The organism is Paraburkholderia sp. CNPSo 3272 (genome assembly GCF_024206495.1).
In the GTDB taxonomy this organism is placed as follows: domain Bacteria; phylum Pseudomonadota; class Gammaproteobacteria; order Burkholderiales; family Burkholderiaceae; genus Paraburkholderia.
Genome location: NZ_JAMBPQ010000018.1, coordinates 63,201 through 78,580, shown reverse-complemented (window position 1 = coordinate 78,580; position 15,380 = coordinate 63,201). Strand labels below are relative to the sequence as shown.

The window sequence follows — 15,380 nt, the reverse complement described above, 5'->3', positions numbered from 1 at the left end:
ACGCCGAAGGCGCAACCGCGCCTAGGGCGCCTTCGTCAATGCATCGATGGCGTGCTGTTCGCTTTTGCTCCAGAACGCCGCCCACGTCGGAAAGCCCTGCGGAAGACGCGGCTCGTAGCGGTCGCCCTCATATTTGCCTGGCCAGTTCTGGAAGCGCGGCGCGCCGGGACGTGAGAGCCAGTCCGTCGAATACCAGTGCTGTTCTTCGCGCCGCTCGAAATACCACTGCCCGTCGCGCCGCACATAGTGATCGAAGTAACAGATCGCCATCACCACCCACGAGCCGTTGTCCTCGTGCTCCGCGCGGCAATATACGCTTCCCGTCGCGTGGTCGGGATCGATGAAATCGACTGCGTGGCCGCAGATCTGGTGGATGCTGCGATAAAAGCCGCGCAGGATATGTTCGGACCCGTAGAACGTTTTCAGCGCAGCGCGCCCCACGCCCCAGCGGCCGCAATCGACGTCTTCGGCGAACAGTTGCACGAGGCTGTCCAGATCGCGCGAATCTACCGCGAGCGCGTACCGCACCGGCAACTGCTGAATGGCGAGCTGCGCCTCGATGCGTTCGACGCGCGCCAGAAGGCTGGGGTCCGTCGTCATGCCGCCCCCTTCGCCACGTTGGCCGCGCTGGCCGCGTTGGCCGAACGTGCGCGGATTTCGTCAGCATAGTACGGCTGGTGAGAAAGCAGTCCGCCATCGACATTGAACACTTGTCCCGTGACGAACACGGCCTCGTCCGAAGCGAGATACACGAGCGCGTGCGCAATATCCTCGGGCAGCCCGAGGCGACGCGTGAGATGGTGGCTGAGCATCATTTCGCCGAGTTCGCCCGCGTAGTACGCCTGAGTCACAGGTGTGACGATCAGCCCGGGAGCAATCGCGTTGCAGCGTATGCCTTCCTTGCCATGCTGCGCGGCGATGTAGCGCGTCAAATTTTCAATGCCCGCCTTGCAGACACCATAGGCGCTGTACCCCAGCGCACCCGCCTGAGCGGAGCCCGAAGAGGTATTGATGATCGAACCGCCGCCGCGCGAGCGCATGAGCGGCAGCGCGCGCCGCGAAGCCAGCATGGTGCCGCGAAGATTGATGCGCATCGTGTCGTCCCAGACGGCGACGTCGACGGCCTCGACCGCCGCGTCGACCGTACTGGAAAGCGACGTGGCGGCAGCGTTGTTGTGCAGGATATCGAGGCCGCCCCAGGTCTCGAGCGTCAGATCGAACAACGCATCGATCGAGCTTTCTTCACCGATATCGACACGCGCAGCAACCGCCTGGCCGCCCGACTCCTTGATACGGCGAACCTGCTCCTGCGCGCCTTCGAGATTCAGATCCGCCACGACCAGCAAGGCGCCTTCCTGCGCGAGCCTCGCGGCGCAAGCAGCGCCGATACCCGATGCGGCCCCGGTCACAATCGCAATCTTGTCTTTCACGCGTTGCACGATCTGCTCCTCCGGGCTCACGCCGTTACCGGTGTGCGGTTGCTTGCCGCAACGCGGTCGAGATGAAAGTCGATATCGCCGAACATCTTTTCCATCATCGCCATCTTGCGGAAGTAATGGCCGACCGGATATTCCTCGGTCAGCCCCATGCCGCCGTGCAACTGGATGCCCTGCGCGCAAACGAAGCGATTGGCACGCGCGGCAACCGCCCTGGCCGCCGAGATGGCGCGGCTGCGTTCGGCCGGCGGCCGGTCGAGATGCGCGATCCCGCAGTACAACATCGAGCGTGCTTCCTGCGTGGCGACGAACATCTCCGCCATGCGATGCTGCAATGCCTGGAACTTGCCGATGGGCTGGCCGAACTGCGAGCGTCCCTTGATGTACTCCGAAGTTATGGCCATCACCGCTTCCATCATGCCGAGGTTCTCGGCCACGCTCGCGAGAATAGCGAGTTCCGTTGCCTGCGTGAGCACCTCCAGCGCGCGCTGCGGTCCGACAATCAGCGCATCGTCGCCGACCTCGACGTCGTGCAGGTCGATATCCGCCGCACGCGAGCCGTCGAGCAAGCGATACGACCGGCACGTGACGCCGGCAGCGCGACGGTCGACAAGAAACACGGCAACGCCTTGCGATGCGCTTTCCACTCGCGCGGTCACGAGCAGTTGATCTGCGGACTCGCCGGCCAGCACCAGCGTCTTCGCGCCACTGATCAGGTATCCCGAAGACGTTCTGCGAGCTTGGGTCCGCGCATGGCAACCCACCTTGTAGCGACTGCCCGCTTCGCTATCCGCCAGCGAAAGCAGTAACTTGCCTTCGATGACTGCAGGCAACAGCGTCTCGCGCTGTGGCTGCGAGTCGCCTCGTTCGATGATCGTGGCGCAAAGCAGCGCCGTTTGCACGACCGGCTCGAGCGCCATGCCGCGGCCGAGCGCCTCCATCAGGATCGCCATTTCGATAAACGAACACCCGAGGCCGCCAACCTCTTCCGGCATGGTTAGCCCGAGCCAGCCAAGCTCGGCGTATGTGCGCCAATGCTCGCGGCTGAAGCCCTCCTGCTGCGCCGCGATGTGCGTGCGCGCCTCGAATCCATACTCCTGTTGGACGTAGCGCTGCGCGCCATCCTTGAGCATCAATTGTTCTTCGGAGAAGTTGAAGTCCATGGCTACAGTCCAAATGCGAGTTTGGCGATGATGTTCTTCTGCACCTCGCGCGCACCGCCGTAAATGGTGGATGCGCGAGCGATGAGATAGCCCGACGTGCGGCCGCCCACGTAATCGGGCCAGTTTTCGTCGACCTCGGGATCGGCGTATGCGCCGCTGTGGTCGTCGAAGCGCATCACGCGGGGACCGAGCGCGTCCATCTGGAGCTGCGTCACGCGCTGCTGCAATTCCGACCCGCTGATCTTGAGCGCGGACACTACGGCATCGAGGTTGCGCTCGCTCTTCTCTTCGGCGAGGATGCGCAGCACCGACCACTCGAGCGCCATGAGATCCGCTTCGACCTCCGCAACCTTGCGCGCGAACCCGGCTGTATCGACCAGCCGCACGCCATCGACCATCTCCTGAGCGGCAATGTCCTTCGCACGTTGCAACTCACGCTTGTTGAAGTACAGGAACGCGCTCGTCGTGCGCTCCTTCTCCAGCAAGTACTTCGCATAGGTCCACCCCATGCCGGCCTCACCGACGAGATGCGCCTTCGGTACGCGGACGTTTTCGAGGAACACCTCGTTCAGACCCCTGCCGCCTTCGATCGACACGATCGGACGCACGGTAATGCCCGGCGTGTCCATCTTGACGAGCAGGAACGAGATTCCTCGCTGCGGCTTGACGGTCGTATCGGTCTTGACGAGAAAGAATCCCCAGTCGGCAATGGTGGCGTCGCTGGTCCAGATCTTCTGGCCGTTGATGACGTACTCGTCGCCCTCGAGTACCGCGGTGGTTCTCAACCCGGCGAGGTCGGAGCCCGCGTTCGGTTCCGAGAATCCCTGGCACCAAAATTCGTCGCCACGCAGGAGCGGCTTGAGGAAGCGCTCCTTTTGCCAGGCCGAACCGAACGCGATGATGACGGGCGCGACCATATGCGTGGACTGCCAGCTGTAGTCCATGGCGTCGGCGTTGTACAGCTCTTCCATGAAGATATGCTTGCGAAACCCGCTCCAGTCGGTGCCGCCATGCTCGACCGGCAAATGGGGCGCACCCCAGCCACGTTCGTACAGAATGCCCTGCCACTTGCGAATGTCGTCGCGCGCAGGCGGATGCACGCCAACGCGCCACCGGCGTGAGATATCGGCGGGTGCATGCTCCTTGAAGAACTGGCGCACTTCCTGACGAAACGCTTCGTCTTCCTTGCTATAAGCAAAATTCATTTTTCCCGACTCCAGAATCTCTTACGCACCCGTATATCGGACTAGCCGGGCTCGCGCTGCTCGTGCAGGCGCCCCACTTAGCGGCCACGGAAGGCAGGCGCTCGCTTCTCTCTCGCCGCCAGCCGGCCCTCCGCCGCGTCTTCCGAATTCACCGCGAGCGCTACCGCGTTCAGTTCCTGGGCCAGAAACTCTTCCATGCTTGCGGTGTTCAACCGGAACAACTGCTTGGTCAAGCCAAGCGAAAAGGTCGGGCCGGCCGCCAGTTCGCCGGCCAGCTTCGCGGCTGCCGCGTCGAGCTCGCCGTCCTCGACGAAGTGGCTCGCCAGGCGCAGATCGAGCGCTTCCTTGCCTGTCAGCCGCCGATTCAGATACATGATCTCCTTGGCGCGAAACTCGCCGCAATGACGCGCAAGCAGATGCACCATGCCGCCTTCGGGCAGCGTGGCGCGCATCAGGAACGCGGGAATGAACTGCGCCGTATCGGCAACGATCAACTGGTCCGCGCACAGCGCGAAGCTCCATGCGATACCCACGGCAACGCCCCGCACAGCCGCGACCATCGGCTTGTTCAGGTTGTACAGTCTGAGCGCGATCTTCTGATAGACGGCCATCGAAGCGCGCGCATGGGCAACGCTCATTTGCGGCGGCGCGGCCCCGCTGCCTTTGATGTCGGCGCCCGCGCAGAAAGCGCGGCCGGCGCCGGTGAGAATGACCGCGCGAATCTCCGGGTCCTGCTCGATGCGATCGAGGTGGCCGAGAATCAACTCCAGCATTTCCGGCGTCAGCGCATTGAGCTTCTCGGGGCGGTTCAGGCACAGCGTCGCAACCGCGCCGTTCAATGTGAGTTCAACGTCCATGATGTTCGGATCTTCGTTCGAGTTCGGTTCGTCAACTGCCACGAGCGTGCAGGCGGATCATCCCGTCGCCGAAAGGCTCGTCGCGGCGCTTGAGCGCTTCCTTGAGCCCGACCGCTTCCATATCTGCCTTGAACTGCGCGCGTCGCGGCCCCTGGCTCTGGTGAGCCCGCGAGTCGTTCTCCACGGCGAGCCGCTGGAGCGTGCGCGAACCGGCCAGTTCCAAGCCGATGTTGACGATGCGCTTGTTGGCCGCCAGCAGGTCGGCGTCGACGAAAGACAGACGGCGCGCCAGTTCGCCCGCCTCCGCTTCGAGTTGCTCCGCAGGCACCGCGTCCATGACGAGGCCGATTTTCGCCGCGTCTCTTCCCGTCAGCGAATCTCCGGAAAGCAGCAGACGTTTCGCCCACTGAGGGCCGACGTGATAGAACCACATGTGCGCAGGGGGCGAACCGTTGGCGCGCGTAGCGGGAAAACCGATTCTCGCGTTGTCGGCGGCGATCACCATGTCGCATGCGAGCGCGAGATCCGTGCCGCCTGCAAGACAGTTGCCGTGAACCTGCGCGATGATCGGCTTGTGGATTTCGGCCATCAGATTGACCGTCTCCGCCTGCCGCTCCATCGACCAGCAGTCGTCGTCGAAACTGCGAATCGTGCCGCGATACTCACCCGGATCGACGGCTTCCGCCGCCCGGTCCGTATAGGTCGTCACGAGGTCGTAGCCCGCGCAGAAGTCGCGGCCCGCCCCCGAAAGCACGATGACGTTGACCGATTTCAGGTCATCGGCTTCGAGCAACGCCGCCTTGAGTTCCTGCAGCAGCGCATTGTTGATGGCATTGCGCTTGTCCGGGCGATTCAGTGTGATGCGCGCAACCCGCTCCGCGACTTCGAACTGTACGCACTCTGTACTCTTGAGCCATTTGGCCATAATCGGTTCTCTTTGAATGAAGCGATTACCGGTTCAACTACGCAAACTGCTTGCGCAGAATCACTTTGCTGATCTTGCCTGTCGGCAACCTCGGTAGCTCGTCGACGAACGCGATGGCTTTCGGGCACTTGTAGCTCGCGATCAGGTCGCGACAAAATTCGATCAGCTCGGCCTCGCTCGCTTGCTCGCCCCGGCGCAGAACGACGATCGCCTTGACGCATTCGCCCCACTTCTCATGCGGGACCCCGATCACGGCAACGTCGACGACTGCGGGATGCTGCACCAGTGCATCCTCGACTTCACGGCTGTAAATGTTCTCTCCGCCCGAAATGATCATGTCCTTCTTGCGGTCGACGAGGAAGACGTAGCCGTCCTTGTCCTGATAGCCCATGTCGCCGGAGCGATACCAGCCGTCTCGCAGTGCTTCCACTGTCGCGACGCTGTTGTTCCAGTAGCCGCTCAGTTGCGTCTGCGAGCGCAGCCATACCTCGCCCGTCTGGCCTTGCGGCAAGTCGTTGCCGTGGTCGTCGACGATGCGTAGCTCGATGCCGGGACACGGCCGCCCGACCGATGCGAGGCGTCGAACCTGTTCGGGCGAGCCGTGCGGCTTGACCTCGTGAGAAGGCAACCAGCATGCGTTGCTCTCGGTCATGCCGTATTGAACCGAAAACACGGGGCCGAGCGCCTGGATGCCACGCGAAAGCAGCGGCGCAGGCACGGGTGCCGCGGCAGTGACGATGTTCTCGATGCTCGATACGTCGTAGCTCGACAGTTCCGGCACGTCGAGCACCGCCTGAAGCATGGCGGCCACCATGAACGTGAAGGTGATACGTTCCTCGGCGATCGTTTCGAGCATCTGCTTCGGCTCGAAGCCGCGATGCACGACCGTCGTGCCGCCCATCCAGGCCACAGAATTGACGAAGCCAATGCCGCCGACATGGAACGCCGGCGTGGTTTGCAGCACGCGCGTGTTGCCGGAAAATTCCGTGACGAGCGCGCAGCTTTCCGCGGTGACGCACATGGCGTGGTGCGTGCGAACGACGCCCTTGGGACGCCCCGTGGTGCCGCTCGTGTACATCAGGTAAGCGTAGTCTTGCGGGTTCGAACGGATCGGCGGCCCTTCCAGCGGGCCCTCGTCCACCACCGTTTCGAATGAAACAGCCCACTGCGGCGCGTCGCCGATGCAGATGTATTGCTCGATTTCTGGCAATTGCGAACGCAGCCCGTCCACGACATCCGCGTACTGCGCCTCGAACACGAGCGCCTTGGGCGCCGCATCCTTGAGGATATAAAGAATCTCCGCAGGCGCCAGCCGGAAATTGACGGTCGCCAGAATGAAGCCTGCCCACTCGCATGCGCGGTAGCTCTCGTAGTACTCCGCACAATTCATCGCGAGGATCGCAACTCGATCCTGACGCCGCAGACCACGCTCGTATAGCGCCCCCGAAAAGCGGCGCGCGCGCTCGGCTAGCTCAGCGTGCGTTAAACGACGCTCAGCGTACACGAGCGCCGTGTGGTCGGCATGCAAGCGAGCGTTTCGCTCGATCATCTCGCCAAGGGTTCTCATTTCAGTCCCGTCGTTGTTTTGTGACTTCGTTCTTTTAGCCTGCGAGCGCCTGCGGATCGGCCAGCACGGTCCCGATGAATGCGGCGAAGCGCGCCGCATCGGCTCCGTTGATCACGCGATGGTCGTAGCTCAGCGAGAGGGGCAACATCTTGCGCCAGCTAATACCGCCGTCTTCCGTGGGCACGGCCGTCAGCCGTGTTTTGGTCACGCCGAGAATCGCCACCTCAGGCGCATTGACGATAGGCGTGAAGCCGGTGCCCCCAAAGCCGCCGAGCGAACTGATCGAAAAGCAGCCGCCAGACATCTCCGCCATCGAAAGGCCTTTTTCGCGCGCCTTCAGGGAAATCGCCGCGAGTTCGGTTGCAAGTTCCTCGACGCTTTTCTTGTCGCAGTTTCGCAGCACCGGCACGAGCAGTCCAAAGCGGGTGTCGACCGCAACCCCAATATGGAAGTACTTCTTGAGGACGATGTTCTTGCCATCGCCATCGAGCGAAGCATTGAATTGCGGAAACTCTTGCAAGGCGCGCACTACCGCCTTGATGAGAAAGACGAGCGGTGTGAGCTTCACTGCCGCATTCGCCTCGTTGCGCGCCTTGCGCCACGTTTCGAGCGATGTGATATCCGCATCGTCATGGTGCGTCACATGCGGAATCGTGAGCCAGTTGCGCGACAGGAAGGCCCCTGTGAGCTTCTGGATGCGCGAGACCGGCTTGATCTCCACCTCGCCGAATTCGGCGAAGTCGACCTGCGGCCAGGGCGGCAAATTGGCACCCAATGCGGGCGTTACGGGTTCGCCGGGTCCGGCATTCGCATTGGCCTGCGGCCGGTTAGCAACGGATTCGACACTCATCGCGGATGCCTCTTCAAACGACCTTTGAGTATTTGACGGCGTGAAGCCGATCAGACGATTTCCGCCAGCAGCGTGCCGACGGGATACACTTCTCCAACCTGCGCAACGATGCGCAGCGTGCCCGACGCCGGCGACTCGACTTCCTGAATCGATTTGTCGCTCTCCAGCGCGTAGAGAATCTGGCCTTCGTTGACGGTTGCGCCGTCTTGGGCCAGCCATTCGGCCAGCGTGCCTTCGTTCATCGAAAAGCCCAGTTTTGGAAGCAGAACTTGTGTGGTCATGACGTTGCTCTATTGATGATGAAAATCCGTGGTGTGCGCCGCTGTCATTTCAACGTGGCGCGAACCGCCGCTTCGATATCGGCTACCCCCGGAACGAAGGCGTCCTCGAGCGGCTTGGAGAACGGCACAGGGCAGAATTGCGCGCCCACGCGCTGCACCGGCGCCTTGAGTTCACGGAAAAGCGCTTCGTAAATGCGCGAAGCGATTTCCGCACCCACGCCGAACGGCTTGACCGCCTCGTGTACGACGACGGCGCGCCCCGTCTTGGCGACCGAAGTCAAAATCGTCTCGGTATCCAACGGAGAGACCGTACGCAAATCGATCACTTCACACGCGATGCCGTCTTTCGCGAGCGCCTCTGCGGCAACCATGACCTCCTGCACGCGGCGGCTGTAGCTGATCACCGTCACGTCGGTGCCTGCGCGCACCACGTTTGCCTTGCCAAGCGCAATCGCCACGCCGCGCTCCGGCGCATTGCCGGGATTCCAGTAGGACGGCATGTTCTCGATGAAGAGGCACGGGTCGTCGTCGCGGATGCAGGACAGCATCAGGCCATAGGCATCGGCCGGGTTGGAAGGGGCGACGACCTTGATGCCAGCAACGTGCGCGAACCATGCCTCCAGGTAGTCAGCGTGCTGTCCACCCGTGCCGAACCCCGCGCCCGTCATGGTGCGAATGACGATCGGCACATTGGTCTGGCCGCCCGACATGAAGCGCAGCTTCGCGGCGTGATTGACGATCATGTCCATCGCGACCGTCGTGAAGTTCATCAGCATGATTTCCGCAACGGGACGCATGCCGACCAGCGATGCGCCGATCGCCGCGCCAATGATGGCCTGCTCGGAGATCGGCGTCGAACGCACGCGCGACGTGCCGTATTTTGAAGACAGTCCCTTCGTCACACCGACAATGCCGCCTTCCTGGCCGTCGGCAACGTCTTCACCCAGCACGATCACATTGGCGTCGGCGGCCATTGCGTCGTCGAGCGCGTAGTTGACCGCCTGGATGGTGTTGATGTTCGTGGGTGCCTGGCTCATGCGATCACCTCCTCCTTGAAGATGTCGCGCTGAAGCTCCGCAACATCGGGATATTCGCTCGACAACGTGAATTCGACAGCTGCATCGATCTGGGCCTCGTGACCGGATTCCATCGCGGCCAGTTGCTCTTCCGTTGCGTGCTTCGCGTCGATGAGCCACTGCCGGAAGAGCGGCACGGGGTCCTTGGCGAGCCAGGCCGCCTTTTCGTGCTTGTCCATGTACGCGTCCGGGTCCCCGAACACGTGCCCCTGAAAGCGAAACGTATTCGCTTCGATGAGCGTCGGGCCGCCGCCGTTGCGCGCGCGATCGACCGCGTCGCGCGCCGCCTTGTGCATCGCGATCGGATCGTTGCCGTTGACCGTGACCCCGGGCATCTGATACGCGACGGCACGTTGCGCGATATTCGCCACAGAAGTGCCGTAGGCGTATTTGGTGTGCTCGGCGTAGCCATTGTTCTGGCACACGAAGATCACCGGCAACTTCCACACGGACGCCATATTCAGCGACTCGTGGAATGCGCCGATATTCGACGCGCCGTCGCCGAAGTAGGCCACGGCCACCCGCGACTCGCCACGGATCTGCGCTGCAAGCGCGAGACCGTTGGCAATGGGCATCGAGCTGCCCACGATACCCGTGGTCACCATGACGCCAGATGCGGGATGAGTGACGTGCATCGGGCCGCCCTTGCCTTTACAGGCGCCCGTCACGCGGCCGCCGAGTTCGGCCCACAGTTCCTTGAGCGGCACGCCCTTGGCGATCATGTCGTGAACGCCGCGGTAGATCGTGCAGATGTAATCGTCGTCGGTGAGGCACACCGACATCGCCGAGGGAATCACTTCCTGGCCGCGCGGCGAGTAATACGGCATCACCAGTTTTCCGGACTTGATGACGGCACGAAAGCGCTCATCGTTCTGCTTGATGAGTGCCATGCGCCGGTAAATGTCGACCAGGACTTCACTGCTGGGCGGCTGATAGGCATTCATTCGTATCTCTCCTGTCTCACCAGATTTTTGGCGCGCCGCTCGCATGCAGCGCCGCGATATAACCAAATACGAACGAAGCGCCGATACTGCTGCCCGCGCCCGGGTAGCAGCGGCCGACCACGGACGCCGTGCAGTTGCCGGTGGCATACAGGCCGGGAATCTGCGTGCCGTCATCCCTCAGCACGCGTGCGTATTCGTCGGTCACGAGGCCACCCGCCGTGCCTACGTCGCCGGGGTACATACGCACGGCGTAGAACGGGCCCTCCTCGATCGGCCCGAGGTTCGGGTTCGGCTTGATGGTCGGGTCGCCGTGACAGCGATCGAATGCGCGCGAACCACGCCCGTAGTCTTCGTCGACGCCCGTTGCGCAGAAGCCGTTAAAACGCTTGACCGTCTCAAGCAAACCGACGCGGTCGATATTGCATTTCGCGGCCAGTTCTTCGAGCGTATCGGCCTTGATCATGTAGCCGCTGTCGAGCCACTTCTGAGGAATCTGCCCCGGCATGGCGGTGCCCCACGGGTAGTACCTGCGCTGCCGGCTGTCCATGACGACCCACGCGGGCACGGCCTTGCCGGTCTCCTTGTGGCGCCGGTACATGCGCTGGCCGATTTCCATGTAGGCGCCCGCTTCGTCGCAGAAGCGTTCGCCATCCTGATCAACCATGATGGAAAACGGCAGCGAGAGATCGAGGTGATGCATGAACGGCAGCGGCGAGCCGTCCGGTGCGCGCGCGCCCTCGGGCAGTTCTTCGTTGGGGCCGAGCGACGTCACGACCCACCACGCTTCCTCCATGCAGTCCACGGCGCCACCCAGCGCGATGGCGGCTTGCAGGATTTCGCCGGTATCGCCCGGATTCGCGTTCGTCCAATCCGCTGATGAAGGCTGCGGCTGGTATTTGCGGCGCATTTCCGCGTTGTGTGAAAAGCCGCCGGTGTTGAGCAGTACGCCTTCACGGGCCTGGATGCGCATCTCGCGGCCGCTGCGAACCGCAACGATGCCGGTCACACGCCCGTCCTCGACAATGAGTTCGCGAACCGGCGTTTCGGTCCAGATCGGCACGTTCGCGCGCAGCGCCATCTGCAGCATGCGACCCTGAATCGCCGCGCCGTTGGCAACCAGCTCTTTGCCCGTGATCTTCTGATAGAGCATACGGCCGCCAAGCTGCATTGCCTTGCGCTTGCCGCCCCACGTCCGCTTCATCAGAAAGAGTTCCGGATATTCGTCCGAGTTGGCCGGCATCGAAGGGCCTTTGTAGCGCGACAGACGCGGCGCCCATTCGCCAAGCTCCTTCACGTCGAACAGCTTCGCCAACAGCGAACGGCCACGCGGCTCGCCGCCGGGCAGCGTGTCGTAGTAGTCGGACCAGCCATCCGCGTACACGAACTCCATGCCGCGCTGTTCGAGGAACTCGGCCATCTTCGGCCCGGTGCGCAGATACGCCTCGCGTCGCGCCTCCGATGTGCCCGGGCCCTGATAGGTCACGGCCGCGTCGAAGTACTGACGTGCGCGTTCATACGAATCGCTTACGCCGTGGCGCTTCATCACGTGATTGTTGGGCAGCCACCAGACCCCTCCCGAATAACCGGTCGAGCCGCCGACCTTCGGCAGCTTCTCGATGATGAGCGCCTCCTTGCCCACCGATTTGCAGGCGAGTGCCGCGCACATCGAGCCGCCACCGCTGCCGACCACCACGAAATCGTAGCTTGCGTCCCAGGTCCCCGACATCACTCCTCCTGCGCGATGAATTCGCGCAGCGCGCGATGGAAGTTCGACACCGACGTTTCCTGCAGCGGATTCGTGCGCGAACCCTTGAACCCGCGCGACTTCATGCCCTGCTGCACGTTGGTCATGTTCTGGAAGTCCTGCCACAGAATCAGGCCGAAGTTTTCCTGTGCGTTCTCTTTCCAGTCGTCCACGCCGTAATGGAACTCGCGCTTCAGCGGCGGCTCCGCGCCTCGCGCGAAGCGCTGAAGCGACCAGATGTCGTAAATGCACGAATCGGGGTTGTCGCCGTCCGGCCGCGCGCGATAGAACAGTGCGCCATCGGGGTACGGGAGAAACACGAGATTCGGAAACACGTGCCAGTCCGCGCCGGCGCGGCCGAGCTGCTCGAACGTGATTTCGGGCCAGCCCGCGCCCTCGGCAATGGCCGCTTCGCGTTGGAATTCCATCGCTTTGCCAAGGACTTCGAACTGGTTGCCAGAAGGAGACATCTCGTGCATCAAACGCTTCGCGGCCTCATAGTCACGAGCGGTGTTGATCGCCTTGAGGGTTTCTTCCATGACACGGAAGAAGTTCACGAGTCCGTGGCGCACGTCCTCCGGCATCGGTTTGCCGGTACGCGGCGACGGCGCACCGATCATGCGCGTGGCCGTCGAGTACCCGAACATGCCGTGGCGGCCGTAGGCAAAGCTGCGCGTCACGTCGTCGCCAGCTACGTCGAGCAACTGCGGGTGCGTTGCCGCAACGTGATAACCCTCGTTGAACGCTTCGAGCGCGACCTTCCAGTTGCACGGCAGGCGAATCGACTTGTACCAGCGGTAGCGCATCTTCTCGAACTCGAAACAGTTCGTGATCTCCGGCACCGGCTCGAGAAATCTAGCGAGCGGTTCGGCCTTCGGGTCCATGTTGATGAAGACGAAACCGCCCCACGTGTCCACCAGGACATCGGTAAGGCGGAGATCGCCATCAGTCATCTCCGAGCAGCCTTCCCAGTCTTGACGGTCGAGCACGCGCGCCACGCTGCCGTCCAGATTCCACTGCCAACCGTGATACGCGCAGTGGAATTTTGCGGCCTTGCCGCAACCATTGGTCAGGCGGCGACCGCGATGCTGGCAGACGTTGAAAAAAGCCTTGATCTCTTCAGCCGACTTTCGCACGACGATGATCGACTCGCCCGCCACATCGAAGGTCACGTAGTCGCCAACGTTGGGAATCTCTTCCAGCCGGCAGGCAACCTGCCATACGCGCGGCCACAGGCGCTCGTTCTCCTGCTCGAGAAACTGCTTCGACAGGTAACTGTCCTTCGGGACGAAATCGAGTCGGACCGTGTGTTCACCCGAAGCGGAACCTCTGTTACCCATTGATATCTCCTTCGTGATATGGCCGGCGTAGGCGCCGGTTCCGGCTTTTTATGTAGCGGCCGCTCGACTTGCAGCCCGGTCGATAACCAATATGCAACTATTAGTGCAATTTCCGTGAACGGCGTTCAGATGCTAGGCTCACGCCCGGATTGCTGTCAATCCGGGCGAACGTCAATCGGGCGAACGTCAATCGAGGGCCGCGGTCAGCGCCGGCACCGCTTCGAAGAGATCGGCGGTGAGACCGTAGTCGGCCACCTGAAAAATCGGTGCCTCGCTGTCCTTGTTGATGGCCACGATGACTTTCGAGTCTTTCATGCCAGCAAGGTGCTGAATGGCTCCCGAGATGCCCACAGCGATATACAACTGGGGCGCGACGATCTTGCCAGTCTGGCCGACCTGATAGTCGTTCGGCACGAAGCCGGCGTCGACAGCCGCTCGCGAAGCGCCGACGGCGGCGCCGAGCTTGTCCGCGAGTGCGTCGAGAAGCTTGAAGTTGTCGCCGTTCTGCATGCCGCGGCCACCCGAAACAACGATGCTTGCCGCGGATAGCTCCGGCCGGCTCGACCTCGTGAGTTCCTGCCCGACAAAGCGGGCCTTATCGAAGGCCGGCGCCGCTGCAACCGCGCGCGAGGGCGCAGCGCTCGAACCCGTGGGCGCCGCATCGAAAGCGGTCGGGCGAATCGTGATGACCTTGACGGCATCGGACGATTGGACCGTTGCGAGTGCATTGCCCGCGTAGATCGGGCGCACGAAGACATCGGGCGCCTTGAAGGCGACGACATCGGAAATCTGCGCGCTGTCGAGCAACGCCGCCACGCGGGGCATGAAGTTCTTGCCCACGGCCGTGGAAGCGGCGATAACGTGCGTATAGCCGCTGGCCAGCGAGACAACGAGCGAGGCGAGATTTTCCGGCAGCCCGTGAGCGTATTCGGGTGCTTCCGCCACGAGCACCTCGGCAACGCCCGCGACTTTCGCCGCTTGCTCCACGACCGCCGCGGCGCCGTGGCCCGCCACCAGCACGTGAATGTCGCCAGGCGCTGCGCCCGCCGCCGAGATAGCGTTGAGCGTGGCGCGCTTGAGGGTTGCGTTGTCGTGTTCCGCGATAACGAGAATGGTCATGATCAGATCACCTTCGCTTCGTTTCGAAGCTTTTCAATCAGCGCTGCAACATCCGGAACAATTACGCCGCCTTTGCGCGCGGGCGGCTCAGTCACTTCGAGAACCTTCAAGCGAGGTGCAACATCGACATTCAGCGCCTCGGGACTCAGCGTCTCCAGCGGCTTCTTCTTTGCTTTCATGATGTTGGGCAGCGTCACATAGCGCGGGCTATTCAGGCGCAGATCTGTCGTGATAACGGCCGGCAAATCGAGCGCGACGCGTTCGAGCCCACCGTCGATCTCGCGCGTGACGAGCAGTTGCTGACCATCGACTTCCGTCTTGAACGCGAACGTCGCCTGCGGCCAGCCGAGCAACGCGGCGAGCTTCTGGCCGGTTTGGCCTGCGTCGTTGTCGATGGCTTGCTTGCCCAGCAGCACCAGTTGCGGGTTTTCCCGCGCGGCCACGGCGCTCAGCAATTTGGCGACTGCGAGCGGCTGCAACTCCGCATCGCTTTCGACGAGCACTGCGCGATCCGCCCCCATCGCGAGCGCCGTGCGCAGCACCTCCTGCGATTGGGGAGTTCCCGCCGACACCACGACGACTTCACTCGCGACGCCCGCTTCCTTGAGGCGCACCGCCTCCTCCACCGCGATCTCATCGAACGGGTTCATGGCCATCTTCACGTTGGTCAGATCGACGCCCGAACCGTCGGCCTTTACCCGCGGTTTCACGTTGTAGTCGATCACGCGCTTCGCCGCGACCAGTATCTTCAATTTGACGCTCCGAACGCTTTGTTGAACAATGTTCTATATTCTGAACTCATCTTTTTGCAGCTGTCAACGAGAAGAATGAACAAGGCGTCGTTCGGCAATGAATTTGACGCTCTCGTTCACC

Annotated in this window: 15 protein-coding genes; all 15 read right to left on the bottom strand. The window is 62.5% G+C overall.

What is annotated here, in order from left to right; all coding sequences use genetic code 11:
• Nucleotides 1–21: 21 nt before the first annotated feature.
• Nucleotides 22–600 carry a nuclear transport factor 2 family protein gene (locus M3I53_RS21865; RefSeq protein ID WP_254317937.1) on the bottom strand — a complete coding sequence of 193 codons (579 nt, stop codon included), beginning with the start codon at nt 598–600 and terminating at the stop codon, nt 22–24.
• Nucleotides 597–1,439, bottom strand: coding sequence for an SDR family oxidoreductase (locus tag M3I53_RS21860; RefSeq protein ID WP_254317936.1), 843 nt, complete (start codon nt 1,437–1,439; stop codon nt 597–599). Before M3I53_RS21860 ends, M3I53_RS21865 begins: the two co-directional genes overlap by 4 nt.
• A 17-nt stretch (nt 1,440–1,456) precedes the next feature.
• Nucleotides 1,457–2,599 (bottom strand): acyl-CoA dehydrogenase family protein, encoded by a 1,143-nt coding sequence (locus tag M3I53_RS21855; protein ID WP_254317935.1) that lies wholly within the window; start codon nt 2,597–2,599, stop codon nt 1,457–1,459.
• A gap of 2 nt (nt 2,600–2,601) precedes the next feature.
• On the bottom strand, nt 2,602–3,804 hold the full coding sequence (locus M3I53_RS21850) for an acyl-CoA dehydrogenase family protein (protein WP_254317934.1): 1,203 nt from the start codon (nt 3,802–3,804) through the stop codon (nt 2,602–2,604).
• 77 nt (nt 3,805–3,881) lie between these two features.
• Nucleotides 3,882–4,703: an enoyl-CoA hydratase/isomerase family protein gene (locus M3I53_RS21845; protein WP_254317933.1), complete on the bottom strand. Its 822-nt coding sequence runs from the start codon at nt 4,701–4,703 to the stop codon at nt 3,882–3,884.
• The gene (locus tag M3I53_RS21840) at nt 4,693–5,586 is read right to left on the bottom strand and encodes a crotonase/enoyl-CoA hydratase family protein (RefSeq protein WP_254317932.1); all 894 of its coding nucleotides are present in this window, start codon (nt 5,584–5,586) and stop codon (nt 4,693–4,695) included. Before M3I53_RS21840 ends, M3I53_RS21845 begins: the two co-directional genes overlap by 11 nt.
• 37 nt (nt 5,587–5,623) lie before the next feature.
• A complete protein-coding gene (locus M3I53_RS21835; protein WP_254317931.1) occupies nt 5,624–7,153 on the bottom strand; it encodes a class I adenylate-forming enzyme family protein in 1,530 nt (509 codons plus the stop codon).
• A 34-nt stretch (nt 7,154–7,187) separates the two neighbouring features.
• Nucleotides 7,188–8,003, bottom strand: a complete 816-nt coding sequence (locus M3I53_RS21830; protein WP_254317930.1) for a 2-oxo acid dehydrogenase subunit E2 — start codon at nt 8,001–8,003, stop codon at nt 7,188–7,190.
• Between the two features lie 50 nt (nt 8,004–8,053).
• The gene (locus tag M3I53_RS21825; protein WP_254317929.1) at nt 8,054–8,284 is read right to left on the bottom strand and encodes a lipoyl domain-containing protein; all 231 of its coding nucleotides are present in this window, start codon (nt 8,282–8,284) and stop codon (nt 8,054–8,056) included.
• Between the two features lie 44 nt (nt 8,285–8,328).
• A complete protein-coding gene (locus M3I53_RS21820; protein ID WP_254317928.1) occupies nt 8,329–9,321 on the bottom strand; it encodes an alpha-ketoacid dehydrogenase subunit beta in 993 nt (330 codons plus the stop codon).
• Complete coding sequence (locus M3I53_RS21815; RefSeq protein WP_254317927.1) at nt 9,318–10,304, bottom strand: thiamine pyrophosphate-dependent dehydrogenase E1 component subunit alpha; 987 nt, start codon at nt 10,302–10,304, stop codon at nt 9,318–9,320. Before M3I53_RS21815 ends, M3I53_RS21820 begins: the two co-directional genes overlap by 4 nt.
• A gap of 16 nt (nt 10,305–10,320) precedes the next feature.
• Nucleotides 10,321–12,030: an FAD-binding protein gene (locus M3I53_RS21810; RefSeq protein ID WP_254317926.1), complete on the bottom strand. Its 1,710-nt coding sequence runs from the start codon at nt 12,028–12,030 to the stop codon at nt 10,321–10,323.
• A complete protein-coding gene (locus tag M3I53_RS21805) occupies nt 12,030–13,388 on the bottom strand; it encodes an SRPBCC family protein (RefSeq protein ID WP_254317925.1) in 1,359 nt (452 codons plus the stop codon). The genes M3I53_RS21810 and M3I53_RS21805 overlap by 1 nt, the downstream gene beginning before the upstream one ends.
• Nucleotides 13,389–13,574: 186 nt before the next feature.
• A complete protein-coding gene (locus tag M3I53_RS21800) occupies nt 13,575–14,507 on the bottom strand; it encodes an electron transfer flavoprotein subunit alpha/FixB family protein (protein WP_254317924.1) in 933 nt (310 codons plus the stop codon).
• Between the two features lie 2 nt (nt 14,508–14,509).
• Nucleotides 14,510–15,259: an electron transfer flavoprotein subunit beta/FixA family protein gene (locus tag M3I53_RS21795; RefSeq protein ID WP_254317923.1), complete on the bottom strand. Its 750-nt coding sequence runs from the start codon at nt 15,257–15,259 to the stop codon at nt 14,510–14,512.
• Nucleotides 15,260–15,380: the final 121 nt, after the last annotated feature.

Coding starts and splice junctions, on each gene's coding strand:
- M3I53_RS21820 (WP_254317928.1), bottom strand. CDS start 9,321: ATGAGCCAGGCACCCACGAACATCAACACCATCCAGGCGGTCAACTAC.
- M3I53_RS21865 (WP_254317937.1), bottom strand. CDS start 600: ATGACGACGGACCCCAGCCTTCTGGCGCGCGTCGAACGCATCGAGGCG.
- M3I53_RS21850 (WP_254317934.1), bottom strand. CDS start 3,804: ATGAATTTTGCTTATAGCAAGGAAGACGAAGCGTTTCGTCAGGAAGTG.
- M3I53_RS21840 (WP_254317932.1), bottom strand. CDS start 5,586: ATGGCCAAATGGCTCAAGAGTACAGAGTGCGTACAGTTCGAAGTCGCG.
- M3I53_RS21835 (WP_254317931.1), bottom strand. CDS start 7,153: ATGAGAACCCTTGGCGAGATGATCGAGCGAAACGCTCGCTTGCATGCC.
- M3I53_RS21830 (WP_254317930.1), bottom strand. CDS start 8,003: ATGAGTGTCGAATCCGTTGCTAACCGGCCGCAGGCCAATGCGAATGCC.
- M3I53_RS21855 (WP_254317935.1), bottom strand. CDS start 2,599: ATGGACTTCAACTTCTCCGAAGAACAATTGATGCTCAAGGATGGCGCG.
- M3I53_RS21805 (WP_254317925.1), bottom strand. CDS start 13,388: ATGGGTAACAGAGGTTCCGCTTCGGGTGAACACACGGTCCGACTCGAT.
- M3I53_RS21800 (WP_254317924.1), bottom strand. CDS start 14,507: ATGACCATTCTCGTTATCGCGGAACACGACAACGCAACCCTCAAGCGC.
- M3I53_RS21810 (WP_254317926.1), bottom strand. CDS start 12,030: ATGTCGGGGACCTGGGACGCAAGCTACGATTTCGTGGTGGTCGGCAGC.
- M3I53_RS21825 (WP_254317929.1), bottom strand. CDS start 8,284: ATGACCACACAAGTTCTGCTTCCAAAACTGGGCTTTTCGATGAACGAA.
- M3I53_RS21815 (WP_254317927.1), bottom strand. CDS start 10,304: ATGAATGCCTATCAGCCGCCCAGCAGTGAAGTCCTGGTCGACATTTAC.